Consider the following 21,170-nt stretch of genomic DNA (forward strand, 5'->3'; position numbering starts at 1 on the left):
TTCGTTTTTAACTAAAAACGTTATCCAGCAGATCCTTTCTTTTTTCTAAAAAAACCTTTAAAAACAGGAAATAAACGATAAGAAGAACGGATCTGGCTTTTCCCTGAAAATTTTCATAAGGAGTGAAATCCTGCGACGCTGCCGCCCCGTAATGTCCCTGACTGCCGGAAAGGACCCGTAAAGATTGATGTCCTCCCACGGATTAGCCCCTGCTGTAATGCTTACTTACGTAACCGTTCCAGCAAATCCTTCTCAAATATCCCGGTACTTTTACACTCAACCGGCTTCACCTTATCGTTACCGTCGGCAGTATCCAGTCCGGCAGTGCCTGTCACCATTACCGAAACATTACTGCCTTCACCGGCACTCCAGACCTGCGCGACAATACGGTAATGCTCCTGTATATTTTGTGTCTGCGGTAACAGTGAACAGTCCAGATACAACGAGCTCAGTTCCGGGTCATCCCCGGTACCGGCGATAATCCCTGTGGTCTGGTCATTAACACTGGCTGTGATGGCCTTCTCCCTGAAATACAGCGCCACGGCATTCAGCAACTCATCCGGTTTACGGTTACCGATGAATGAGGTCGATATCTGTTCGCTCACCCCTGGCTGCTGCCCGGCCTGGCTGTCCTGCTGTTGCTGCCCTCCTGTTTTAACCGGACCATACACAGTAATGCAGCCGCCAAGACAAAGTGCGGCAGCGGTGGCTAATATACGGCGCATAGTCATTACCGATAATAAAGCGTTGTACAACCGGCGAGGGACACACATACCAAGGCCAGTACGAATAATTTTGCCTTCATTAATTTTCCTTGTTATCAGGTTTCAGTTCTGCCCGGTCACTTTGTCCCAGGTACGTTCGCATGTGCTTCCGGCGACATAACGCTCATCAGCCTCTTTTGCGAACTTTCCCGCCAGATCGTCAGCTTCGCCAAGCAACTGGGCGAGCAGTATTCCGGTCTCGGCTTTTGCCTGGCTTGCTGCGGCAAGAGCGGAAAGCCTGCCGGTTTCACTTCCTGCAAGTTGCCGTTGTACTGCTGCGAGCTGCTGTTGCAGCCCACCGCGAGCACGCTCAGCAGCATCAGCATCGGCCTGTATTTTTGCCAGTTCTTCATCGGCTCTTTTCCGTTCTTCATCTGCGGCGTGCTGGCGACGCTGCTCTTTCGCTCTTTCGGTTACTTCTTGCTGCAATGCGGCGGTCGCATCGGTAAGGTCTCGTTGCGCCCACTGGAATTTCCAGGATGAATCTGCCTTCTGATAACCTCGTGAATAACACCAGTACGCACCAGCACATAACAAAAAAGCCACCAGCAGTATTTCTGCTAATGGCTTCCAGAATTTTTTAAGCAATTTCAGCAGTACTATCATACGAGCACCGATTTTGCTTTCTCAAAGCGCTCCCGCCGATCACCAATACCGTTCTGTCCTCCGTTGATTATCTGCGTAACGCGTACCATGTCGCCGGAGTATTTCAGACACCCTTTAGTCACAAAAAACCACGCTGCGGATCGGGCGGCATGACGTTCCAGCTCAAGCTGTCCCGGATTCGCCACCAGATCCAGTTTCAGGGCAACGCCACATCTGGTGTAATTCTCCAGCCCGGTAATCTGGATAAGCCCACGCCCACGATACTTCCAGCCATCTCCGGCGTCTTTGTTGCCCATGCGGCCGCCATAAACCAGATTGGCTATTTGTGGCTGGTGGGCAACCTGGCGACCATCAATACGCCCCAGCATTTCGCACTGATAAGTCGTCAGGCGTTTACCAAACGTATTTTTCAGTGCCTCCACCGAATAATTGAAGCTTTCCTTCAGAACAGTAAATCCTGCTGATTCATGTCCCGTTTGTGCAATGAACATGGCCTGATCCAATGGCGCAGTAATACCGAATTCGCTCATTGCCGCCGTAATATGCGGATACCAGCGCGCAGAAATCCCGGCGCTAATACCAGCCGCTTGCTGAAATTGTTGTTGATTCATCAGTGCCTCAGTGCATCAACCAGACGCGCCACATTACCGCGAGCCCACAGCACAGCAGCGCAGATAAGGATATTCACCATCACCACCAGCCAGTGGGATGATTCATATAAACCAAAAACAAACCGGAAAGGGACGCTGGCATATACCAGCACCATGACATAGGCCAGTAACGAAATCAGGGGGCGGTGTGCCGCATCACCGCGTCGGTAAAACATCAGAACGATTACTATTACCCCACAAATTACGGCATTCAGAACTGCAGAAGGGTCATTTGCTACCATTTGATCCCCCTCCCCTGATACGAGAAAGAATACTGAACAGGCTGTTCAGATCCTGACTGTTAAGAAAAGTGAGAAACTTTATACACATTGCAGAAATAATCACTGCGCCAAGAGCATCCAGTGGTTTTTCATAATGCGTTATTGCCGCAAGCTTAGTACCTATCAGCCCGGCGCCAAGCACTCCCACAATAAATGATGTTATAAAATAAGCGACCAGCCTGATGCGTCCGATGTTGGTTGCCGTGGCGACATAAAACACCGCGCCGGCAAAAGCACCGAATACCACACCATAATCGGTTCCGGTCGCCAGACCGAATACACTGGCCCCCATTAATCCACCAGCCAACACTGTCGCACTGGATACAGGTTCGGACATTAAGCCCCCTCTTGTTATGTGAGTCCTCTCAGAAATGAGGGGAAGGAGATCACCTGTAGGCGATCGGAATGTGAGCCTTTAGCCCGATCAGGCTCACATTGTGAGACCTTTAACGTTTTGCCAAAGCCTCTACCTCACTGACCGTCTGACTAAACCTTTCTGTTTCCAGTTCAACGCTAATCGCACGCCGCCCTGATAACAGCGCTGCCTTTACGGTTGAACCGGAGCCCATGAAAAAATCAGCAACAAGATCGGCGGGTTTACTGCTGGCATTAATAATTTGCAGCAGCATATCAGCTGGTTTTTCACATGGATGTTTTCCTGGGTAAAACTGAACAGGTTTATATTCCCAGACATAGGTGTAAGGTATAGATGCTGAAACAGTGAAGTAACGCCAGAGCGATTTGTACTCTTCCAGCAGTTATGACTATCTGCGACTTAAGAAATGCCAGGTAGTTTCGGATACAAAAACCCGCGCAATGCGGGTTTTCCAGGTTGCCTTAAAATTCTGCTTTCATCTGACCGGGGAATTTCTTAGTTGCAGCGTAATAGCTTCCAAGTGTGTAGGCTTTCATTTGTTGTTCGGTATCAACTTTACACGCTGCATTATAGCAAGCACCACTCACCATTCCAAAAGACACGCCCTTGCTTGAGAGGTCTGATTTAACTTCCTCTATGTTATTTTTCCCCATAGCTACTACACATCCCGTCACGATATATCTTGCCTTAGCATCATCCATGCTCAGAATAACCGTATTGCCCAACTTACTATAGCCATCGTTTTTATAAACACCCATTGCAAACTCACGACACTCAGCATAATACGGGCTTGATTTTACTTGTGTATAGTCGGGTAATTTCATCCCTGCGCAACCAACTATACTAAAACCGATCGCTGTGATTAGTATTTTTTTCATCATACTGATATCCCAAAACATCCTATGAACTCATTCATTTAATAATGATTCCCTCGTTGGATCGTAGATATACGTTTTTGTCCAACCACCAAAAATGATAAAAAGATTTTTTTAGGGATACCAACGCATTTTTCTGTTTTGTGATGTTTCAGGTACAAAAAAACCCGCTCAGTGGCGGGCTTGTGTGTGTTGCTCAGTTCGCTTTACCGTCCCGAGCCTATCACAATTCAATCATTTACTGGCTCACTTTTCAAGTAAAATCTGTCGCTATTTGTGCCAAATTTGTCACACATTGGCGCGTATAGCATGGATTCGGCAAGACTTAGCCAGGAGTCAATACGTCGGCGGCAAGTCATATAACACCATTCCGGGTGTTTTACCTGTAGTTCTTCAGCCATAAGGCGTTTGCTCTTACGCAGGCGATATCGATTCACTATGATGCTGTAAAGTCCTGAATGACCTTCTCTAACCAGAGTGGTGCCAATAACACCGTCTATTTTCAATCCCTCCTCGTCAGAACAAAATGCTAATCCTGACTTATTTTTGCTGTCGAGTATTTCACGAAGAAAGGCCTCCAGCTCTGGCTTAGTAATGCCAGATTTTTTCATCCGACGAAGAGCGTCGTTAATAGCGGTTTTAGTTATCTTCCCGGATGACAGAAGCTGGTTAAACATATTCCCACCACTACCACCACCAATATATGACCAGCGCCCCCACATTCGAAGCTTGCCTTGTATCCAGATACTTTCAAGAGTCCGGAGGCGAACCATTTCACCAGACTTACCAACTTCAGAAGGATTAATCATTAAGCGTTCTCCATTTACGCCAGCACGCCAATTGCCAGCGCGCGATCGATAAAACGAAATATCAACTCCAGTTGAGAGCCGTATTTCTCTTCGAATGCCACGGTGTCCGCATGTAACTCATTATGATGCGTTCTGCACAACGGCAGCACAAAGAGGTCATGCGCCTTTGTTCCCATCCCTCCCTGACCGTGGCCTATCAGGTGGTGCGGATCATCCGCCTGCTTCCCGCAGCAGGCGCACGGCTGGGATTTAACCCAGCGGGTATATCTCTCATTGACCCATCGATGGCGTTTCGGACGTAACATGAAGCTTTCCGGCGATTCCGGATCAACCCTGAGCGCCAGTACCTTTTTCGCCTTATCCTGTACAATGCTGGTGGCCGGCATCGAGGGAACAATTTCACTTTCACGGGTAGCTGACTGGACAATTGCCTTCGGCATCCTTAATGCTTTTCTCGCAGCGCTCTCCGGCAAGACTTCTGCCAGGTCATTGCGTACCATCCACCAGCACAGTTCCGGGAGAGTAACTGCGTGCATATCGTCAAAACCCAGATCACGACAAACAACCGATAAAACCCATTTTGTCGTGTTCTCCACAGCTATTGATTTCAGCCGTTCCGTAAACTGTTCGCGCAGCAGGTTATCGCAGTGCCAGCACAGTCGGATTGCCCCCGGAGCGTGGCGCATGGTTGTCATCTGTTCGCTGTGCCAGTCTGAATGCGGCCACTGACAGCCATTCCCCCGGAGTAGCCAGCTTTCCAGACTATCCAGACCACCAGCACGATAGATAACCGACTCATTACAGAACACATCACGAACAGCAGGATCATCCGCCAGCGGCTGTGATACCGCCGGGACCGCGCCGCAGGCGAAAGATGAATATTGCTCCGGCTCTGGTTCAAGCAGAACACGCCCCTGCATAAACAGGGGCATCAGTTCCGATCCCGGCCTGAACAATACAACGCCCATACGAGGAGCAATTTCAGGGGTCAGTAACGCTCTCACGATCACCTCAATGAACGGTATCGAGCAGCTTCAGCAGCTCAGGAAATTTGGACTCGAAGAAATGCGGCTGCGTCTCGCGAGGGTTTGCCGGGCTGGTGATGTTTTTGCCAAACATGCAGCCTTTCGCCGTCAGCGACCAGAATTTTTTAATGCCGTTAATCGCGGAGCGACTGTAACGCTCACGATGTTCAACAACACCCAGCTTTGCTAACTGCTGATACGCCTGATTAGCCGTCATCCGGATACCATGCTGTTTTAACAGCGCGCTCAGTGCCAGCGTCGGGCGGCTTGAACCATCCAGCGCGCCCGCCGGAGCATCAATGGCATATTGTGGCGCCAGGTTAGGTAGTCCCACTGCCTCCTGGAGTTTCTGACACGCGCCCAGTACCGATGAATTGGACAGGTTTAACTCTTTGCGCATAAAACCCAGCAGAATCACCCCCGCCTGCATCTTATCGGCAGCCATACCAGAAGATGTTTGTGGCACACTAGTAATCCGATCGAACGTACGGATCACCTTGAGATGGAAAGACGGGCTGATCCACATTGCATAAGCAAACACCAGTTCTTTGCATACGTATGTACCTTGTTCAGCACCACCGCGAATAGTATTTACTGGAGCACGTACCAAACTTCGGGTATCACTACCGCCCTGAAAAAAGCTAACAGATTGATTTTGTTCCGAGGGTGGAATTCCGCCCTCGGTGAAAAGTTGCTCAATCAGGTCACGGGTTTGCTTATTATCAAGCCAGTATTTCGGACGATATTTCTGCTCTCCACCAGCAGCACGGTGCAAATCGTTAAGACAATAGCGCCCATGAACGTCGCGGCGAACTTCGATACCATCAATGACCATTAAATTATTCATGCTTCTTTCTCCATTTTCAGGCGGCTGCACCCGCCCCTGTTTCAAATTTCGTGATCGTGATTTCTACCTTCCCCTTCGGGAAAACTGGTCCCCACTCCACCAGCATTCTCTTTACCTGGCTGTCGTCCTCCCAGACTCCTGCGTGAGTCAGTGCGTCGAACAGCGCTTTGTTGTAATTGTCCAAATCCCTGATCCGCTTATCTGGCGGATACAGGATGATTTCTACCGCTGCTAGTTCAGTCGATGGCTTCGGGAGACGTCGTAATTGCTCAATGATCGCCACGCAGGCAGCGCTCTGGTATTTACGGCCATCAGCGCTAATGAGGTGACGACCGGCCAGCGGCCCCTTGTTAGGGGCGCGCCAGTAAGTGTTCACGCTCGGAGGAAAAGGCAGGATCAGTTTCACACGGCCTCTCCCCGCATATTGCAAACAAGTTCAGAAGCTGCAGTAATGATTTCGCTGGTGGCCGTTCGTTCCAGCCAGAGTTGATTAATGTTGGCTTTCAGCTTGTTCTGCTGTAATGCGCCCAGAGAATCCGCCCCCTCAACCTGGTTGAACACCAGACCAACCTCAAGCGGCCAGATACGCGAATCCACATCAGGTAATACTGCTGGCGCTACAATGGGTTCTTCTTGCTCTGGAACCGTGGTGGCTGGTGGCTGAACCTTTCCCGCAGCAAATTCGACCAGTGACATAAACGCCTTCCCTTTTTCCTCCAGTTCGGTACGGCTGATGTAGCTGAAATGCTCGCCGCGCCAGGATTTATCGAAGATTGCAATGGCGCCAGCAAAGAAAGCACCAGTGGGTTTCTGCTTATTGTCCGCAGGAACAAACCACACTGGGAGATCGAAACCAATACGACCGCGGATAAACATGATGTGGTCAGCGTCTTCCGGCCACCACGTTTCACTTGTCGCTGCTTTAATGAGGAATACGTAACGCCCACCCTTTTCACGCATCGCCATTGTGTGATCCATGATGTGGGTCATGCAGGTGATCGCCTGCTTCTCGTGGTACTGAGAGCGGCTATAGGGTGGATTACCGAATGCGGCCCCGCCGATTGACTCCAGCATTTCAGCCCAATCTTGTACCAGCGCGTTATCATCGGCGGTGTACCACACAGGGCACTTAGCGTTATCGTCGTCAGCAAAGAGATCCAGCGTTAGGGGACCGAACATCGCATTAATGCCCCAAAAAAGCAGGTCTGGTGTCCGCCACTGATCGCCGACTTCTTTCAGTTCATGTGCTGATTTGTTGCGCAGTTCTGCCAGCGCCTGGCAATATTTATTGCTCATTAAGACCCCACATAATTCCCTGACAGATACCACTCACTACCTGATGCAACATACTTTCTGCTCTTCCGCAAACACCGTTCACGGCGCGCCAGAAAGGCGCTACGTTCCGACGGGATATGACTCTCCCGGAATGCCTCCATCCATACCGTAGCTGCACGACGGAACAACCCTCCCGACTCCAGTGTTTCTGCCTGACGTATCAGATGCATAATCACCTGCGGGTCGTTGGTTCCGACATAACAGCTCCGCACAGGTTTAGTCCCGATATCTGGCTCCTGATCCGGCTGTATGTCTGTCTCAAGAGCAAAATGCCTGCGAGTTTTACCTTCAAAGCGATGAGCAACACGCCCGCACTGGCGTAACTTACTTGCCGACTGCAGGACGCTTTTACGCGGGAAATCTGCAAAAGCATTCGCTATATCGCTGGAAGTACATCCCGGATGGGATTCAATGAATTTCTGAACGTCTCCCATAAGACTCATATCACCCCCTGAACCCTGTCGGGATCTGGCTGTAATCCACATTCCCGTAGCTGGATTTGAACATCGGATCTTCACGGTTTTCGAAACGTCCGCCGGTGGGTGCGGACAAACGCAGTGACAATTCATCCCACTTTTCCCGGAGCTTTGAGGGGCTGAGAATGTTACGGCACCAGAACGGATCACGGCTGACCCGGCTGTACATTTCGCAGATCTGTTTGTGGGTACGCCCGTCCTGAGCACACATCAGGCGAATTTCATTTGCCCAGACGGTCCAGTTAGGTTCCTTCGGACGAACCAGCTCGCCGTCACTCTCCGCGGCCTGTTCGTACAGGGCGATGATTTTTTTCCAGATCCACTGAGCACAGGTCAAATCGTCCTGCGTTCCCCACTGACGCTTTTTAGGGCTCAACACAGCGGCATCCGGATGACGGGTTAAAAACTCCTGGTCTGTCATCTGCTGGTCCGGTTGCGAAGCGTCCGGACAAGAAGGGGTTTTATTAACTTGTGGATCTTGTTTTGATTTTACTGACGGATCCCCGCCAGATTCTGACGGGTCAAAACCGCCGTTTTTGCCAGATTTCGACGGGTCAGATTTTGATGCGTCAGATTCTGATGGGTCAGATTTTGACTGGTCAGGATCTGACAGGTGAGCAAATGCAGCCGCCTGCAGCTTTGCCACATTTAGCTGATAAACATTGGAGGCATTACGGTTTCCCTGACGTCTGGCTTTACGTGATAACCAGCCGTCAGCTTCCAGTTTTGCTATCGCCGTTCTGACTGTACTTACCCCGGCCCCAAGCTGACGAGAAATTGTCTCAATGGATGGCCAGCAGACCCCTTCGTCATTGCTGAAATCAGCCAGGCGAGCCATGATAGCCACACTGGATAATTTCATTCCCGAAGCTGCACAGGCATCCCACACATAACCTGTTAATTTAGTGCTCATGCAGCACCTCCGAGATGCTTCATGTTTTTGCCGGAACGAAAGGCAATAAGCGGCATGTTGACGCGGTAATTACGCCCAAGAGGCTCACAGACAACCTTCTGACATTCACGATCAACCAGGCTAATACGCAGTACGTACCCTTCTGGTGTGCTGTACCACTGTCCTGGACGAGGGCAATGAAAACGTTGGCTGGTGAACCGATTAAAAATATTCCGGATCATTTGCGCCCCCTTACCTCTGAACGGTTCAGTGTCATATTGATAAGGCTCGCAAGCGCCGCAGCGTCATTGATGCGGTCGTACAGGCTTACGGCCAGCGGAGATTCCACTTTTTCCAGCATGGGATAAAGCTGCTGTAACCAGACCTGATGAATGGATGAAATGTAGGAATAAAGAACGCTGGCATTATGTGCTGCATCGCTCAGCACCGATGGAGTTGAAAGTTGTTTCTCCATCTGGTTAAAGGCGTTGATGTATGCCTCTTTAAACTGAGCAGCACGTTTACCAGTGAAACCCATTGCCAGGAACGCAAAACCATCGCGTGTTATTTGATAGCATGGGAGTTTGCGGGTACCGCCGTTGGGCTGATTTATTGAAATCGATGTAAACGCAAAATTGCGTTGACGAAATAGAGTGGAACATTCGAGAGATTCTATTTTACGGATAACATCAGCGTGACGCTTGATGAAGTAGTCGGCAACAGCCAGGGAGGAAGTAACGGCTTGGCCGTTAATAATTCTAATTTCAGGTTGAGCGAGGGTTGGGACAGTAGCCATGATGGCAGCCTCCGTGTGTGGTAAAAATCCTCCACCACCGGAAACGCCAATTTCACTGGTGGTGAACTGAGCAGGGTTGGCGTAACCGGCACACACGGAAACCGGCGCACCTTGCGGTGCCCCCACCCAGCCCACCATAATTTGGATATAGCCGAGCTGCGACAATAAAAAAGACGCTGGGGCGTCATTTGTCGCCGTGTGTATTTCCAGGACGCCAATCCCGGCACCCGCTTTATAAGGTGCCTGAACAGTGTAACGTCCCGGAATTGCAGAATCAATGTGTTCCTGGCGCTTCACACTCAACAAAATCACGCCTGAATTTCCACAACGGGCTAAAACACTCATGCGGGTAGCCCTTGCGCAGATAGATAACGCGCTCAGTTTCTGGTTCCCAGCGAATGACATGGACATAAAGTCCCCTTCCATCCCGAAACCAGCGGTTAAGCTCCTGCACGATTCACCCCCCACGGTCAGGCTGTGTTCCCTGTGGTTACGCACGACCAGACTATTTGGTAATCTGCATTCATGACGCAACGGCCGGTGCTCATACATCCCCGGTTGTTGCGACAAACGGTTATTTACCGTTAAACTGTTCATGCGTTGGTTTTCTCCATAAAATTTGACGCCACGGCGCCCGGAGCTGCACACTCGCGGGCGTCACCCTTTTCTGGCGCGCAAAAAACTCTGTATACCAGTGTCGAATGCTGTTGCAGCTTTGCGATCGCCTGATACAACTCCTCATCAATCACGGCTTTTTCATGTGGCTCAATAACGCCATCTTCGATAGCTACCCTGATTTGCTGGGAATAACTGGTGATCTGCTCAATCGCTTCCAGCAGGCGCTGATTAATATCTGCGTTATCCACTTCTTCCATATCTGCCAGCGGAACAAAAACGCCACCTGATGCCCTGGCTACTGAATGTGCCAGGTGATAGGTTCCTCCGGCACGTTGCAGTACCAGCGCCCACCCAATCGGGAAGATCTGATCACCACCAGTACGCAGGCGGTTAAACAGAGCATCTTTGGTGACATCCAGCCATTCCGCAGCTTCTTCATAACCGCCATGCAGACTGGAAATCGTCTTTTTAATCGCAGCCACCAGCCAGCGGGGCTGCTTTTCAACTTTCCATTCAGGTTCATGTCCCACGGATCTACTCCTTCTGCTGTGGTGGCGGTCAAATCGCTGAATCACTAAGCTGATATCTGTTTGGATACAAAATTTGCATCTCGCTAATTTCTCCGGCGTAAAATTGAGCCAGGCGCTCAGCAAGCTCTGTTGAAGGAGCCTGCTCGCATCTTTCAACCCGGCTTAATGTTGCAGGATCAACCTGAACCCCTTTAGCGACGTGCTGTAACGTATAACCATGCGATTTCCGCAATTTTCTCAATGGTGATTGCATAAAACCTCCTTCTTTTGCGTATATCGCATGTTATTTCATACAGCAAATTTGCGCAAGTTGATTTGCACAATGCGCAAAAAATTAATGTAATGAACGCATGAATATAGGAAACCGTGTCAGACAACTTCGCCGCGCGAAGAACATGAAAATTGCTGAGCTAGCAGAAGCCATCGGCGTGGATGCCGCAAACATCTCTCGTCTGGAGACTGGCAAGCAAAAGCAATTCACCGAACAAACACTTTCTAGGCTGGCTGACTGCTTAGGTGTTGATATAGCAGAACTCTTTACCTCAGACTCAAAAGGTAATACTGTATGTAAACACAGTGATATGAGGAAGGATTCAGCTAACGTGAAGGATTTGTTCCGTATCGAGATACTGGATGTCAGTGCAAGCGCCGGTAATGGACTCATTCAGGGCGGTGATGTTATCGATGTAATCCATGCTATCGAATATAACAAGGACAAAGCATTAGCTATGTTTGGCGGGCGCCCTGCCGCTGAGCTTAAAGTGATTAACGTGCGCGGTGACAGCATGGCGCCAACAATTGAACCGGGAGATCTTATTTTTGTCGATATAAGCATCAACCAGTTCGATGGTGATGGCATCTATGTCTTTGGCTTTGATGATAAAATATACGTAAAAAGGCTGCAGATGATCCCCGATAAATTATTGGTGATATCTGATAACACTAACTACAGGGAATGGAGTATTACCAAAGACAATGAGTGCAGGTTCGGCGTTTTTGGCAAGGTTCTGATAAGCCAGACGCAGTCACTCAAACGACACAATTAATAGAAAGCGTCGACAAGGCCACCATTATGGTGGCTTTTTTTTTGACTCAAAATTGCATATATCGCAATTTTATACTTGCGCAATGTGCAATTTAAATGTAATTTGCATTCATAGAGCAGCGAACAGGCAGGACGCCCACGAAGTAGCCGCCGGTGGCATACGAATGACCGGATGATTCGCTGAAAGGTGTCTTCGGGAGGGGTTGCGGAACTGGGTTGACCACCAGCAACAGATAACTCAGCCGACAACACGGAGCCGTTTAACCCACGGCGTCGGAGTGTAAATACCGTAGGGGTTGTACCGACTGGTCATCGGTGCCCCGCCCGAAGATACCTGTAGCCAGTGCAAGCGATATTCTGGCGGCCCGTTCCATTACGTTAGCGGAAACCGCCAGCTTTTTCAGGAGAGCAACAGATAAGAGTTTTTCCGCGCGGTAAAGCGCTTCTGTTAAGAGAGAGAACTCTTATCGTTGTGGTGAATGCGGCTCAGCGCACGCGGGTAAGGTTGAAGCTGATAGTCGATCCTCTGTAGTTAAGCACCCGTCTGGCGTGCAACCTTCGCCAGATACCGGGAGGCACCCGGCACCACAACGTTATTGCTGTGTGAAGTCTTGTCGGCGTCCGGCTCTTCCAACAACAGGAGGAAGGCGACAGTGTTCTGCCGTGACGCCGACCTTTTTACACAACAGAAAAGAGCATCTCCGCGCGACGGGCTCATTACCCAATCCACCCGGAAAGCTGTTATAGCAGGTGCTCTTTTCTGTTTTGTGGAGAAACCAACTGGCGGTGGCAACCGCCATCTTGAGGGGTTAACGATGAATGATGACCGCATGACCGTAGTGCCCGACTTTCTGGGCGAACTGGATGCCGGCGTGTTCATGAACAAAATCGCGGCAGCGCTGAATACTGTCGGATTAGGCGTTCTGAATAACGGCAATAAAGGCAAGGTAGTCCTCACCTTTGATTTTGAGCGCATGGGAAATTCAGTCGAAGAGAAGCGCGTCAAAATTAAACACAAGCTGCAGTACAGCACTCCGACGCCGCGCGGTAAAGCGTCAGAAGAGGACACAACAGAAACCCCAATGTGGGTTAACAAGGGCGGAAAGCTCACCATACTGCAGGAAGATCAGGGTCAACTGTTCAGTATTAAAGGCACTACTGACGGAAAGCTTAAAGCGGCTCAGTGAACCGCAGCTAACCAATTCACTGCCACCACTTCGATCATTAGTTAATAAGGAATTTTTATGTCTCAGTTAGACAGCGGCACTTTTCAGCAGGTAAAAGACCTGGTTCTTTCTGGCTATCACCTGAACGATATTCAGGGGCTGGCTTGCCCGACAGCATTATTGCCTGCCGGGACAGGTGTTGAAAGCCTCGAACGCTTTGCTCTGGAGCGTTTCCGCTTCCGCGGCGCCATGACTACCACCAGCATTGAAGACTTTGTCCGTTATTCAAAGGGCTATGCCAGTGCAACCGAAAAAGCACGCTGCTTTATTGATGCTGACCATATGACAGCTCGCTCAGTTTTCAATATTGGTACGCTGGATAACCCCGGTCATGCAGACAACGTTGCTTCTATCACGCTGAAACAGACTGCACCATTCCGCGCCCTGCTCCAGATCAACGGGGAACGCCTGAAACAAAAACAGATCGCCGAATGGCTTGAAGACTGGAGCGATTATCTCCAGGCGTTCGATTCTGACGGTAACACAATGCAGATTTCACAGGCTGCCCAGGCTGTTCGCCGCATTACGATCCAACAGGCAACCCAGCAGGATCATGAAGATGGCGATTTCAGCGGTAAGAAATCCCTTATGCAAAGCATTGAGGCCAGCAGCAAAGACGTTATGCCGGTGGCTTTTGAGTTCAAATGTGTTCCATATGAGGGTCTCGGTGAACGTGCGTTCAGCCTCCGCAACAGCCTGTTGACCGGTGATGAACCTCGCTTTGTTCTGCGTATCGTACAACTGGAAGCGCAGGAGGAAGCGATCGCCAATGAATTCCGCGACCTGCTGATCAGCAAATTCGACGGTGAATCAGTAGAAACGTTCATCGGTAACTTTAAAGCGTAATTGCTCTGCATTAAATCCCCGGCGCCGCGGGGATTTATTGAAGTGTAATTCTGTTAATTATCGCCACCCGGCGAGGGATTCGCACAACCAAAATTCACGCGGTGCAGCGCGAAATAAATTATAAGGAGAACCAACGATGAGTTTTATTCAAACACTTTCAGGTAAACAATTTGATTATCTCAGCGCAACTATTGACGACATTGATATTGAAGATATCGCCGTGGCGCTTTCCAATATTTGCCGCTTCTCCGGACATCTCCCTGAATTTTATAGCGTGGCGCAGCATTCCGTACTGTGCAGCCAGCTTGTATCACCGGAGTTTGCCTTTGAAGCCCTGATGCACGACGCAGCCGAAGCGTATTGCCAGGATATCCCTGCCCCATTAAAAGCGTTACTGCCTGATTATCGCGAGATTGAGAAACGTACCGATCAACTGATCCGCTTTAAGTTTGGCTTGCCACTGGAAGAAGCCAGCGTAGTGAAGTATGCAGATCTGACCATGCTGGCAACTGAACGCCGCGATCTGGATATTGATGACAGTATTCCCTGGGTAATACTGGAAGGTATCCCCCCGACAGATTTATTCGAAATCTACCCACTTCGCCCCGGTCAGGCTTTCGGCCTGTTTATGGCCCGCTTTAATGAACTGATGGAGCTACGGCAATGTGCTGCATGAAAGATAAAGAGTCTGTAGTGAAGGCAATCAGATCAAGACGTTTGTGGGAGCGCGTTGAAGGCGGTGCAGCATGACAATCGACAAGCAGGCGCTACGTGAAGAGTTCCGCTACATGCAGGTGCACTATAGCGACCCAGCAGACCGTGCACGCCAGGTTATTTATATCACCGCAGAGGCGCTGCTGGATGAGAATCTTCAACTCCAGCGGGAAAAAGACGCAATAGAGGCCGTAGCGCTGGCGCTGCGTGATGATATGCGACAGGCGCGGGAGCAACTGGAGGCCGCAGAGAAGCGTATTGCTGATGGGAGTAAGCGCATAGCAGAACTGGAGAACAGCGAAACCCAGCTTATCAATGAGCGTGATGCTGCTGAATCTGCGCTGGCCGATATGTACCAAGCCGCAACAGGAGAGCGTCCAGAATGGAGCAATATGTTTGGTTTTGCTGACGCCGTTGATGTGGTGGAAGAACGACTGGCGACGCTGGAGGCCAACCAAAGCCAAACCACGCCAACAGGAATTCAGCTCATCACAGAAGCCATAGGTGCGCACGGCTATATCGTTGGCTGCCTGTTGCAAGGTCGCCCTGATTTGGCGCTGGAAGAATCGAGAAAGTGGGTATCCGCTTTCGGTCAGGCGGCGGAAATAGTTAGTGCTCAAGACGCCGCTGGCATCAAGGTTAAGGGGGAGTAAGATGAGCGCTAACGCAGCAATAATCGTCCCTTCAGATATCAGCATGATGGTTCGTGAAATTGAGTTGGCTTATAACCGTTATCTCACTGAATTTCGCATTCCGGACGACCACAAAATTATTGTGAATTTTTCTGCCGGAAAGGACAGCACCACCACGGCGACGATTGCCAACCATCTGTTCGGCGACCGCGTACAAAACGTAATGGCAGATACAGACAATGAACATGAATTGACCGTTGATTTTGCACGAAATATTCATCATCAAATTGGTTGTAAGCCGGTGCAGATAGTTAAGCGCGTTTACACTGAATCTGAGTTTGAACGCCGCCGCCAATCCCTGATTAAGCGCTGGGCGCAGTGTCAGCCTATCCGTATGGGTGCCTATCGCGGCGTGGTTATGCCATCTCTTGCCCGGTCGGATACTAAGTTCGGCCAGGCATGGCAGCGTACCGCCGAACGGTGGGGAATTGAGTTTGAAACACCGCTAGAAGCTGCGTTGTCGGTCATGCGTCCAAGCGGCAATTCATTCCTGGATGCGGCCCTGTTGCATGGAAAATTCCCGATGATGCGCGACCGCTTTTGTACTGAAGAACTGAAAATTCAGATTGCGTTCGATGCTGCAATAAAGCCACTTCTTGATGATGGAGAGGTAGTCGTTCAGTGGTCTGGCGTGCGTGCAGATGAGTCCGACAAACGTGCCGGTTACGCAAGATTTGCATGTGATGAACGTGACCCGGGCTTCCTCTACAACTTCCTGCCAATCCACAAATGGACGGCGACTGACGTATTCGCGCTGCATAAATATTTCGGTATTAAGCCTAACCCACTTTATTTGCAGGGGGCTGACCGGGTCGGATGTATGAACTGTGTTTTATGCACGAAAGAGGAAATCGCGCAAACCGCCGCACGATGGCCTGAGCATATCGAAAAGCATCACGCATGGGAAAAAAAAGGTTCGTCTCGCGTCCCGCTGGGTACACTGGATGAGCGTGGGAACTGAAAGTCAGGCGTGGATGCGCTCTCAGTTAGGCGTTCGGGAAGTCACCTGGTTTGATGAGGATGAGTTCACAGGGGAAGAAATAGCGATGCGCAAGCGGTATCCGGTAAACCTCGGACAGGAAGTCAGGCTGCATGGACTTGAACCTGACGTTCAGCGAATCGAATGGTCTGGTTTCTACGGTCCGCGCGGTGGAATGGGTGCGCCATCTGCGCAGGATGTTGTTGAATGGGCCAAAACAGGACGAGGTGGCAAGGTCTATGACCTGGTAAAAGCGAGCCTTGACACGGCTGTGTGTTCATCCCGCTACGGTTTATGTGAATAAGGACTAACCCATGACCACTATTACCAAAGAATGGCTACAGCAAACTATCGCTGAATTTGAAAACACTCGCGACGATATTCCGTTTGGCCTGAGCGATGACGACGCCAAAATTCTGATTGTGCTGAAGCGTGCGCTGGTATCGCTGGATGCTGAGCCTGTAAGCCAGCCTTACAAGTTGCCAGAAGAGAAAAGCGCATCACTACAATTGCGAAATCTCATTCGCAAACGACACGCGGAGTGGTCAGATTCAACGTTCGGTAATGTTGGCCCTGTTGGCCCACTTAAACACCTCTCAAAAGAAGCGTTAGAGGCAGCGGCAGAACCTGGCGACCTCAGTGAGTGGGCTGACATGCAATTCCTGTTATGGGATGCGCAACGCCGCGCCGGTATCAGCGATGGTGAAATCACAGCTGCGATGGAAGAAAAGCTGAAGGTGAATATGGCGCGCCAGTGGCCTGAACCGAAAGACGGCGAGCCGCGGCTACATATCAAAGAGCAGCCAGTGCCGGTAGTGCCAGCGGAAATGCCAAAAGGTCTGGCTGGTCAAATTGTCAGTCTGCTGGCGCATAACATAGGCGATAAGTTATTGGCACAGAAAATATGGAACGCTTGCCGTGCCGCCATGCTTCAGGGGGCCGAACCTGTAAGTGATCGTGATGAGTTGCCAGTCATCGGCTGGTTGCGTAGTGATTACAACAGCGACGACAAACGCGACCCTAACGCTCCGTTGTTTATGCTGGGTAGCAATGACCCGTCAGATGCCTGGGGAGTTAAGTACATCCCGCTTTCTGGCAACTCTCCGGTAATTCCGGGTGGTTGGGTTATGGTGCCGAAGAAACTAACTGCTGAGAACGGCGCTAAAAGTTTGCTATCCGGTGAGTTTTTAGAAACTACTTTTATAAGCTGTCCTGAATGCTTTGCCGACGAGGAATGTGAAAGCTGCGACGGCAGTGGGCGAATTAAGATTGAGGTTCCTGTCAGTTGGACGACGATTAAGGCTATTTGGAATAAAGGCGTTGAACATTTTCGTAGCAGCACCGCAACAGGGGACAACTAATTTATGAATAACTTGATGATCGACCTTGAAACTATGGGTAAAAAACCTAACGCGCCTGTTGTCTCCATCGGTGCTGTGTTCTTCGATCCGCAAAGTGGTGAAATTGGACCTGAGTTCTATACCGCCGTTAGCCTTGAAAGCGCAATGGAACAAGGTGCCGTTCCTGATGGCGATACCATTCTATGGTGGTTAAGACAAAGCCCGGAAGCGCGGTCGGCTATTTGCGTTGATGCTATGCCCATTACGACGGCATTATCTGAACTGACTCAGTTCATCGGACGCCACGCGGATAACATGAAGTACATGAAGGTTTGGGGGAACGGGGCTACATTCGACAACGTCATTTTACGCGGTGCTTATGAACGTGCCGGCAAAATCTGCCCGTGGCCATTCTGGAATGATCACGATGTGAGAACACTGGTTACTCTAGGTCGTTCGATTGGTTTCGATCCTAAAAAAGATATGCCATTTATAGGTGAACAGCATAACGCACTGGCCGACGCGCGCCACCAGGCAAAATACGTGTCCGCGATATGGCAGAAGCTGATTCCGACCATCAGTAACAATCTGTAATTTCACCTGGGTGCAGCCAGGGTAATGGATGAATAACCATGAGCAATATTTTACAGTTAGCCCCCAACGAGTGGGTTTGTGAAAGCGTCCTTATCGCGGTTACCGGGCTCAAACCCGGAACCATCCTCCGGGCAAGAAAAGAGTGCTGGATGGTTGGGCGGGAGTATATCCACGTCTCGCCTGACGGGAATCCAAAACCCTCCAGTGAGTGCATGTATAACAGAAAGGCTGTAGATGCCTGGGTCGCCTCAATGAAAAACAAGCAGCCAGGGTGATTTGATGCCATGAAAAAGGTAAGCTCATATCGCTCTTGGGCGTCTGGAGGTAACACCAATGGATAAAATCACGTATCCAACAGGCGTCGAAAACCACGGTGGCAGTCTGCGCATCTGGTTTAATTTTAAAGGTAAGCGTGTCAGGGAAAACCTCGGTGTCCCTGACACCGCTAAGAACAGGAAGATCGCCGGGGAGCTGCGGACATCGGTGTGTTTTGCCATCCGCACAGGAACCTTTGATTATGCAATGCAATTTCCTGACTCCCCTAACCTCAAGGCTTTTGGTGTAAGTAAGAAAGAAATTACAGTGAAAGAACTTGAAGAAAAATGGCTGGATCTGAAACGGATGGAAATCTGCTCGAACGCATTCAATCGCTATGAGTCTGTCGCAAGGAATGTAGTGCCGAGGATCGGAGGTAATCGACTGGTGTCAGCAGTCACCAAAGAGGAATTGCTGTATCTCAGGAAAGATTTGCTAACCGGCTACCAGAATCCAACGAAAGGAAAAGCTCCTGCAAAAGGGCGAAGCGTCGTTACGGTGAATTATTACATGACGACAATTGCTGGAATGTTTCAGTTTGCTGCAGATCACGGTTACATAGAAGCAAACCCCTTCGAAGGGATCAAGCCTTTTAAAAAAGCCAGGGCAGAGCCAGATCCGCTAACTCGTGACGAATTTATTCGCCTGATAGATGCATGCCGACATCAGCAGACGAAAAACCTGTGGTCACTTGCAGTATACACAGGGGTACGTCACGGGGAGCTGACCTCCCTAGCCTGGGAGGATATCGATCTTGAAGCTGGAACAATAACAATCAGGCGTAATTATACAAAACTGGGAGAATTCACTCTACCGAAAACTGAGGCGAGCACGAACAGGGTCATACATCTTATCCAGCCTGCGATAAACGTCCTGAAGAATCAGGCGGAAATGACCAGGCTAGGAAAGCGACATCACATTGATGTTCAGCTGCGCGAGTACGGCAGAACGGAGGGTCACGAATGTACATTTGTCTTCAACCCTCAACTGATCAGAAGATGTCAGCATGTTGGGTTCATCTACAAAGTCGACTCGATAGGCGATTTATGGGACGCAGCGATGAAGCGAGCAGGGATAAGGCACAGAAAAGCATATCAGTCGCGTCACACGTATGCGTGCTGGTCACTGTCAGCTGGCGCTAACCCCAGCTTCATTGCCAGTCAGATGGGCCATGCGAGCGCCCAGATGGTCTTCAATGTATACGGTGCGTGGATGGCAGACAGCAGTCGTGAGCAGATCGCAATGCTGAATCAGCGGCTTGCGGATTTTGCCCCACAGATGCCCCAAAGCCTACATAGCAGTACCAGAGCATTATTGAAATCAGTAAGTTAGTTAAGAACGCCCGACATGTTAACTGCGTGGAGGGCAACACCACGCTTTACGCGCTGCCGAAAGCGGAAATTGTCGATCGCTGGTATGCGCAAACTACGGACGATTTCCGTTTTTGCTTTAAATTTCCCGCGACCATTTCTCACCAGGCCGCGCTGCGCCATTGCGACGATCTGGTACAGGCGTTTTTTACCCGCCTGGCGCCGCTGGAAACGCGTATTGGCCAATACTGGCTGCAGTTGCCCGCCGCCTTTGGACCGCGCGATCTCCCCGCCTTATGGCAGTTTCTTGATGCGCTCCCCGCCACGTTTACCTATGGCGTAGAAGTTCGTCATCCGTGTTTTTTTGACAAAGGAGAGGATGAACAGCGGCTCAATCGCGGGTTGCACGCGCGCGGCGTAAACCGCGTGATCCTGGATAGTCGTCCGGTACATGCCGCCCATCCCCACAACGAGGCCGTCCGCGACGCGCAGCGAAAAAAACCCAAAGTCCCGGTACATGCGGTCGTGACGGCCAGCCATCCGATGGTGCGTTTTATCGGTAGCGATAATATGGCGCAAAACCGTGAATTTTTCGCCGCCTGGTTGCAGAAACTCCCGCAGTGGCGGCAGACCACCACGCCTTTTCTGTTTTTACATACTCCGGATATCGCGCAGGCGCCGGAACTGGTGAATACGCTTTGGCATGATTTACGCAGCGTCTTACCGGAAATCGGCACTGCTCCGTCCATTCCACAGCAATCTTCTCTTTTCTGAAAATGCCCCCTATCATAGACAGTGCCATCAGCCATTTTAAAAGGGAGTTTGTATAGTAAGCGCGCTGTATGCCGTTTTGGGTGCGTTATTATTAATGAAGTTCTCTTTTAATGTCGTTCGCTTGCGAATGCAGTACCGTGTCGCCTATGGCGACGGCGGTTTTAGCGAATTACAAAGCGCCATCCGTATTCATGGCAACGCGGTGGAATATATTCCTGTCGCGCTGGTGCTGCTGCTGTTTATGGAAATGAATGGCGCCGAAACGTGGATGGTGCATATCTGCGGCATCATTTTAATCGCCGGTCGGCTGATGCATTATTACGGTTTTCACCACCGCCTGTTCCGCTGGCGGCGGGCGGGGATGAGCGCTACCTGGTGCGCATTGTTGCTGATGGTGCTGGCAAACCTGTGGTATATGCCCTGGGAGTTGGTTTTCTCCCTGTATTAGCGCACAA

The 21,170-nt window shown here is 50.3% G+C and carries 29 protein-coding genes and 2 pseudogenes; 12 read left to right on the forward strand and 19 right to left on the reverse strand.

The window, feature by feature from the left end; translation table 11 throughout:
- Window positions 1-7: 7 nt before the first annotated feature.
- The 19 genes and pseudogenes from NBA72_RS10750 to NBA72_RS10840 all read right to left on the reverse strand — a co-directional run bounded on the left by NBA72_RS10750 (window position 8) and on the right by NBA72_RS10840 (window position 11,133).
- Entirely contained in the window at window positions 8-199 is a 192-nt protein-coding gene (locus NBA72_RS10750; protein WP_023223569.1) for a hypothetical protein, read from the reverse strand.
- Window positions 200-221: 22 nt separating this feature from the next.
- Window positions 222-725: a hypothetical protein gene (locus NBA72_RS10755; protein WP_023223568.1), complete on the reverse strand. Its 504-nt coding sequence runs from the start codon at window positions 723-725 to the stop codon at window positions 222-224.
- A 102-nt stretch (window positions 726-827) separates the two neighbouring features.
- Window positions 828-1,370: a DUF2514 family protein gene (locus NBA72_RS10760; protein WP_000636436.1), complete on the reverse strand. Its 543-nt coding sequence runs from the start codon at window positions 1,368-1,370 to the stop codon at window positions 828-830.
- Window positions 1,367-1,981, reverse strand: a complete 615-nt coding sequence (locus NBA72_RS10765; RefSeq protein WP_023195402.1) for a glycoside hydrolase family 19 protein — start codon at window positions 1,979-1,981, stop codon at window positions 1,367-1,369. The genes NBA72_RS10760 and NBA72_RS10765 overlap by 4 nt, the downstream gene beginning before the upstream one ends.
- Window positions 1,981-2,262: a phage holin family protein gene (locus NBA72_RS10770; RefSeq protein ID WP_000226306.1), complete on the reverse strand. Its 282-nt coding sequence runs from the start codon at window positions 2,260-2,262 to the stop codon at window positions 1,981-1,983. The genes NBA72_RS10765 and NBA72_RS10770 overlap by 1 nt, the downstream gene beginning before the upstream one ends.
- Entirely contained in the window at window positions 2,249-2,638 is a 390-nt protein-coding gene (locus NBA72_RS10775; RefSeq protein WP_001294873.1) for a phage holin family protein, read from the reverse strand. Before NBA72_RS10775 ends, NBA72_RS10770 begins: the two co-directional genes overlap by 14 nt.
- Window positions 2,639-2,747: 109 nt before the next feature.
- Window positions 2,748-3,059: pseudogene (locus NBA72_RS10780) on the reverse strand (site-specific DNA-methyltransferase); the annotation flags it as partial.
- 79 nt (window positions 3,060-3,138) lie between these two features.
- The gene (locus NBA72_RS10785) at window positions 3,139-3,558 is read right to left on the reverse strand and encodes a hypothetical protein (protein ID WP_001539755.1); all 420 of its coding nucleotides are present in this window, start codon (window positions 3,556-3,558) and stop codon (window positions 3,139-3,141) included.
- Between the two features lie 224 nt (window positions 3,559-3,782).
- Entirely contained in the window at window positions 3,783-4,361 is a 579-nt protein-coding gene (locus NBA72_RS10790) for a DUF1133 family protein (RefSeq protein WP_023195405.1), read from the reverse strand.
- A 14-nt stretch (window positions 4,362-4,375) separates the two neighbouring features.
- On the reverse strand, window positions 4,376-5,365 hold the full coding sequence (locus tag NBA72_RS10795) for a DUF968 domain-containing protein (RefSeq protein WP_006762306.1): 990 nt from the start codon (window positions 5,363-5,365) through the stop codon (window positions 4,376-4,378).
- Between the two features lie 7 nt (window positions 5,366-5,372).
- Window positions 5,373-6,233 carry a KilA-N domain-containing protein gene (locus NBA72_RS10800; protein WP_023223565.1) on the reverse strand — a complete coding sequence of 287 codons (861 nt, stop codon included), beginning with the start codon at window positions 6,231-6,233 and terminating at the stop codon, window positions 5,373-5,375.
- A gap of 16 nt (window positions 6,234-6,249) precedes the next feature.
- Window positions 6,250-6,639, reverse strand: coding sequence for a RusA family crossover junction endodeoxyribonuclease (locus NBA72_RS10805; RefSeq protein WP_000767086.1), 390 nt, complete (start codon window positions 6,637-6,639; stop codon window positions 6,250-6,252).
- A complete protein-coding gene (locus NBA72_RS10810; protein WP_023223564.1) occupies window positions 6,636-7,529 on the reverse strand; it encodes a phage N-6-adenine-methyltransferase in 894 nt (297 codons plus the stop codon). Before NBA72_RS10810 ends, NBA72_RS10805 begins: the two co-directional genes overlap by 4 nt.
- A complete protein-coding gene (locus NBA72_RS10815; RefSeq protein ID WP_001669427.1) occupies window positions 7,529-8,011 on the reverse strand; it encodes a PerC family transcriptional regulator in 483 nt (160 codons plus the stop codon). The genes NBA72_RS10810 and NBA72_RS10815 overlap by 1 nt, the downstream gene beginning before the upstream one ends.
- Before the next feature lies 1 nt (window position 8,012).
- On the reverse strand, window positions 8,013-8,957 hold the full coding sequence (locus NBA72_RS10820; RefSeq protein ID WP_023223563.1) for a helix-turn-helix domain-containing protein: 945 nt from the start codon (window positions 8,955-8,957) through the stop codon (window positions 8,013-8,015).
- Window positions 8,954-9,178 (reverse strand): hypothetical protein, encoded by a 225-nt coding sequence (locus NBA72_RS10825; protein ID WP_023223562.1) that lies wholly within the window; start codon window positions 9,176-9,178, stop codon window positions 8,954-8,956. Before NBA72_RS10825 ends, NBA72_RS10820 begins: the two co-directional genes overlap by 4 nt.
- Complete coding sequence (locus tag NBA72_RS10830; RefSeq protein ID WP_031606483.1) at window positions 9,175-10,329, reverse strand: Rha family phage regulatory protein; 1,155 nt, start codon at window positions 10,327-10,329, stop codon at window positions 9,175-9,177. The genes NBA72_RS10825 and NBA72_RS10830 overlap by 4 nt, the downstream gene beginning before the upstream one ends.
- The gene (locus NBA72_RS10835; protein ID WP_000509731.1) at window positions 10,326-10,880 is read right to left on the reverse strand and encodes a YmfL family putative regulatory protein; all 555 of its coding nucleotides are present in this window, start codon (window positions 10,878-10,880) and stop codon (window positions 10,326-10,328) included. The genes NBA72_RS10830 and NBA72_RS10835 overlap by 4 nt, the downstream gene beginning before the upstream one ends.
- A 28-nt stretch (window positions 10,881-10,908) precedes the next feature.
- A complete protein-coding gene (locus NBA72_RS10840; RefSeq protein ID WP_001191666.1) occupies window positions 10,909-11,133 on the reverse strand; it encodes a helix-turn-helix domain-containing protein in 225 nt (74 codons plus the stop codon).
- 97 nt (window positions 11,134-11,230) lie between these two features.
- On the opposite strand from NBA72_RS10840, the gene NBA72_RS10845 reads away from it, so the two are divergent.
- The 12 genes and pseudogenes from NBA72_RS10845 (at window position 11,231) to NBA72_RS10900 (ending at window position 21,163) form a co-directional block, all read left to right on the forward strand.
- Window positions 11,231-11,926, forward strand: a complete 696-nt coding sequence (locus NBA72_RS10845) for an XRE family transcriptional regulator (RefSeq protein WP_001020640.1) — start codon at window positions 11,231-11,233, stop codon at window positions 11,924-11,926.
- An 814-nt stretch (window positions 11,927-12,740) separates the two neighbouring features.
- Window positions 12,741-13,112: a hypothetical protein gene (locus tag NBA72_RS10850; protein ID WP_000997190.1), complete on the forward strand. Its 372-nt coding sequence runs from the start codon at window positions 12,741-12,743 to the stop codon at window positions 13,110-13,112.
- A 57-nt stretch (window positions 13,113-13,169) separates the two neighbouring features.
- Complete coding sequence (locus NBA72_RS10855; protein ID WP_023223560.1) at window positions 13,170-13,997, forward strand: YfdQ family protein; 828 nt, start codon at window positions 13,170-13,172, stop codon at window positions 13,995-13,997.
- Between the two features lie 136 nt (window positions 13,998-14,133).
- The gene (locus NBA72_RS10860) at window positions 14,134-14,673 is read left to right on the forward strand and encodes a hypothetical protein (protein WP_000008351.1); all 540 of its coding nucleotides are present in this window, start codon (window positions 14,134-14,136) and stop codon (window positions 14,671-14,673) included.
- 112 nt (window positions 14,674-14,785) lie between these two features.
- Complete coding sequence (locus NBA72_RS10865; protein ID WP_371062426.1) at window positions 14,786-15,364, forward strand: ead/Ea22-like family protein; 579 nt, start codon at window positions 14,786-14,788, stop codon at window positions 15,362-15,364.
- Between the two features lies 1 nt (window position 15,365).
- Window positions 15,366-16,686, forward strand: a pseudogene (locus NBA72_RS10870) (phosphoadenosine phosphosulfate reductase domain-containing protein).
- Window positions 16,687-16,696: 10 nt separating this feature from the next.
- Complete coding sequence (locus NBA72_RS10875) at window positions 16,697-17,743, forward strand: DUF550 domain-containing protein (protein ID WP_023223558.1); 1,047 nt, start codon at window positions 16,697-16,699, stop codon at window positions 17,741-17,743.
- 3 nt (window positions 17,744-17,746) lie between these two features.
- Window positions 17,747-18,316 carry a 3'-5' exonuclease gene (locus tag NBA72_RS10880; RefSeq protein WP_006669542.1) on the forward strand — a complete coding sequence of 190 codons (570 nt, stop codon included), beginning with the start codon at window positions 17,747-17,749 and terminating at the stop codon, window positions 18,314-18,316.
- A gap of 38 nt (window positions 18,317-18,354) precedes the next feature.
- On the forward strand, window positions 18,355-18,591 hold the full coding sequence (locus NBA72_RS10885; RefSeq protein WP_006669544.1) for an excisionase family protein: 237 nt from the start codon (window positions 18,355-18,357) through the stop codon (window positions 18,589-18,591).
- A 58-nt stretch (window positions 18,592-18,649) separates the two neighbouring features.
- A complete protein-coding gene (locus NBA72_RS10890; RefSeq protein ID WP_000357987.1) occupies window positions 18,650-19,963 on the forward strand; it encodes a tyrosine-type recombinase/integrase in 1,314 nt (437 codons plus the stop codon).
- Entirely contained in the window at window positions 19,942-20,715 is a 774-nt protein-coding gene (locus NBA72_RS10895; protein ID WP_052324020.1) for a DUF72 domain-containing protein, read from the forward strand. Before NBA72_RS10890 ends, NBA72_RS10895 begins: the two co-directional genes overlap by 22 nt.
- 52 nt (window positions 20,716-20,767) lie before the next feature.
- On the forward strand, window positions 20,768-21,163 hold the full coding sequence (locus NBA72_RS10900; protein WP_000252975.1) for an MAPEG family protein: 396 nt from the start codon (window positions 20,768-20,770) through the stop codon (window positions 21,161-21,163).
- The last annotated feature ends 7 nt before the right edge of the window (window positions 21,164-21,170 follow it).

The organism is Salmonella sp. NW1250 (assembly GCF_051812965.1).
In the GTDB taxonomy this organism is placed as follows: Bacteria; Pseudomonadota; Gammaproteobacteria; order Enterobacterales; family Enterobacteriaceae; genus Salmonella; species Salmonella enterica.

What these genes read in the sequence shown, in the direction of transcription:
- NBA72_RS10755 (WP_023223568.1), bottom strand. Translation starts at nt 725, where the DNA reads ATGCGCCGTATATTAGCCACCGCTGCCGCACTTTGTCTTGGCGGCTGC.
- NBA72_RS10760 (WP_000636436.1), bottom strand. Translation starts at nt 1,370, where the DNA reads ATGATAGTACTGCTGAAATTGCTTAAAAAATTCTGGAAGCCATTAGCA.
- NBA72_RS10765 (WP_023195402.1), bottom strand. Translation starts at nt 1,981, where the DNA reads ATGAATCAACAACAATTTCAGCAAGCGGCTGGTATTAGCGCCGGGATT.
- NBA72_RS10770 (WP_000226306.1), bottom strand. Translation starts at nt 2,262, where the DNA reads ATGGTAGCAAATGACCCTTCTGCAGTTCTGAATGCCGTAATTTGTGGG.
- NBA72_RS10775 (WP_001294873.1), bottom strand. Translation starts at nt 2,638, where the DNA reads ATGTCCGAACCTGTATCCAGTGCGACAGTGTTGGCTGGTGGATTAATG.
- NBA72_RS10785 (WP_001539755.1), bottom strand. Translation starts at nt 3,558, where the DNA reads ATGATGAAAAAAATACTAATCACAGCGATCGGTTTTAGTATAGTTGGT.
- NBA72_RS10790 (WP_023195405.1), bottom strand. Translation starts at nt 4,361, where the DNA reads ATGATTAATCCTTCTGAAGTTGGTAAGTCTGGTGAAATGGTTCGCCTC.
- NBA72_RS10800 (WP_023223565.1), bottom strand. Translation starts at nt 6,233, where the DNA reads ATGAATAATTTAATGGTCATTGATGGTATCGAAGTTCGCCGCGACGTT.
- NBA72_RS10810 (WP_023223564.1), bottom strand. Translation starts at nt 7,529, where the DNA reads ATGAGCAATAAATATTGCCAGGCGCTGGCAGAACTGCGCAACAAATCA.
- NBA72_RS10815 (WP_001669427.1), bottom strand. Translation starts at nt 8,011, where the DNA reads ATGAGTCTTATGGGAGACGTTCAGAAATTCATTGAATCCCATCCGGGA.
- NBA72_RS10820 (WP_023223563.1), bottom strand. Translation starts at nt 8,957, where the DNA reads ATGAGCACTAAATTAACAGGTTATGTGTGGGATGCCTGTGCAGCTTCG.
- NBA72_RS10825 (WP_023223562.1), bottom strand. Translation starts at nt 9,178, where the DNA reads ATGATCCGGAATATTTTTAATCGGTTCACCAGCCAACGTTTTCATTGC.
- NBA72_RS10830 (WP_031606483.1), bottom strand. Translation starts at nt 10,329, where the DNA reads ATGAACAGTTTAACGGTAAATAACCGTTTGTCGCAACAACCGGGGATG.
- NBA72_RS10840 (WP_001191666.1), bottom strand. Translation starts at nt 11,133, where the DNA reads ATGCAATCACCATTGAGAAAATTGCGGAAATCGCATGGTTATACGTTA.
- NBA72_RS10845 (WP_001020640.1), top strand. Translation starts at nt 11,231, where the DNA reads ATGAATATAGGAAACCGTGTCAGACAACTTCGCCGCGCGAAGAACATG.
- NBA72_RS10850 (WP_000997190.1), top strand. Translation starts at nt 12,741, where the DNA reads ATGAATGATGACCGCATGACCGTAGTGCCCGACTTTCTGGGCGAACTG.
- NBA72_RS10855 (WP_023223560.1), top strand. Translation starts at nt 13,170, where the DNA reads ATGTCTCAGTTAGACAGCGGCACTTTTCAGCAGGTAAAAGACCTGGTT.
- NBA72_RS10860 (WP_000008351.1), top strand. Translation starts at nt 14,134, where the DNA reads ATGAGTTTTATTCAAACACTTTCAGGTAAACAATTTGATTATCTCAGC.
- NBA72_RS10865 (WP_371062426.1), top strand. Translation starts at nt 14,786, where the DNA reads ATGCAGGTGCACTATAGCGACCCAGCAGACCGTGCACGCCAGGTTATT.
- NBA72_RS10875 (WP_023223558.1), top strand. Translation starts at nt 16,697, where the DNA reads ATGACCACTATTACCAAAGAATGGCTACAGCAAACTATCGCTGAATTT.
- NBA72_RS10880 (WP_006669542.1), top strand. Translation starts at nt 17,747, where the DNA reads ATGAATAACTTGATGATCGACCTTGAAACTATGGGTAAAAAACCTAAC.
- NBA72_RS10885 (WP_006669544.1), top strand. Translation starts at nt 18,355, where the DNA reads ATGAGCAATATTTTACAGTTAGCCCCCAACGAGTGGGTTTGTGAAAGC.
- NBA72_RS10890 (WP_000357987.1), top strand. Translation starts at nt 18,650, where the DNA reads ATGGATAAAATCACGTATCCAACAGGCGTCGAAAACCACGGTGGCAGT.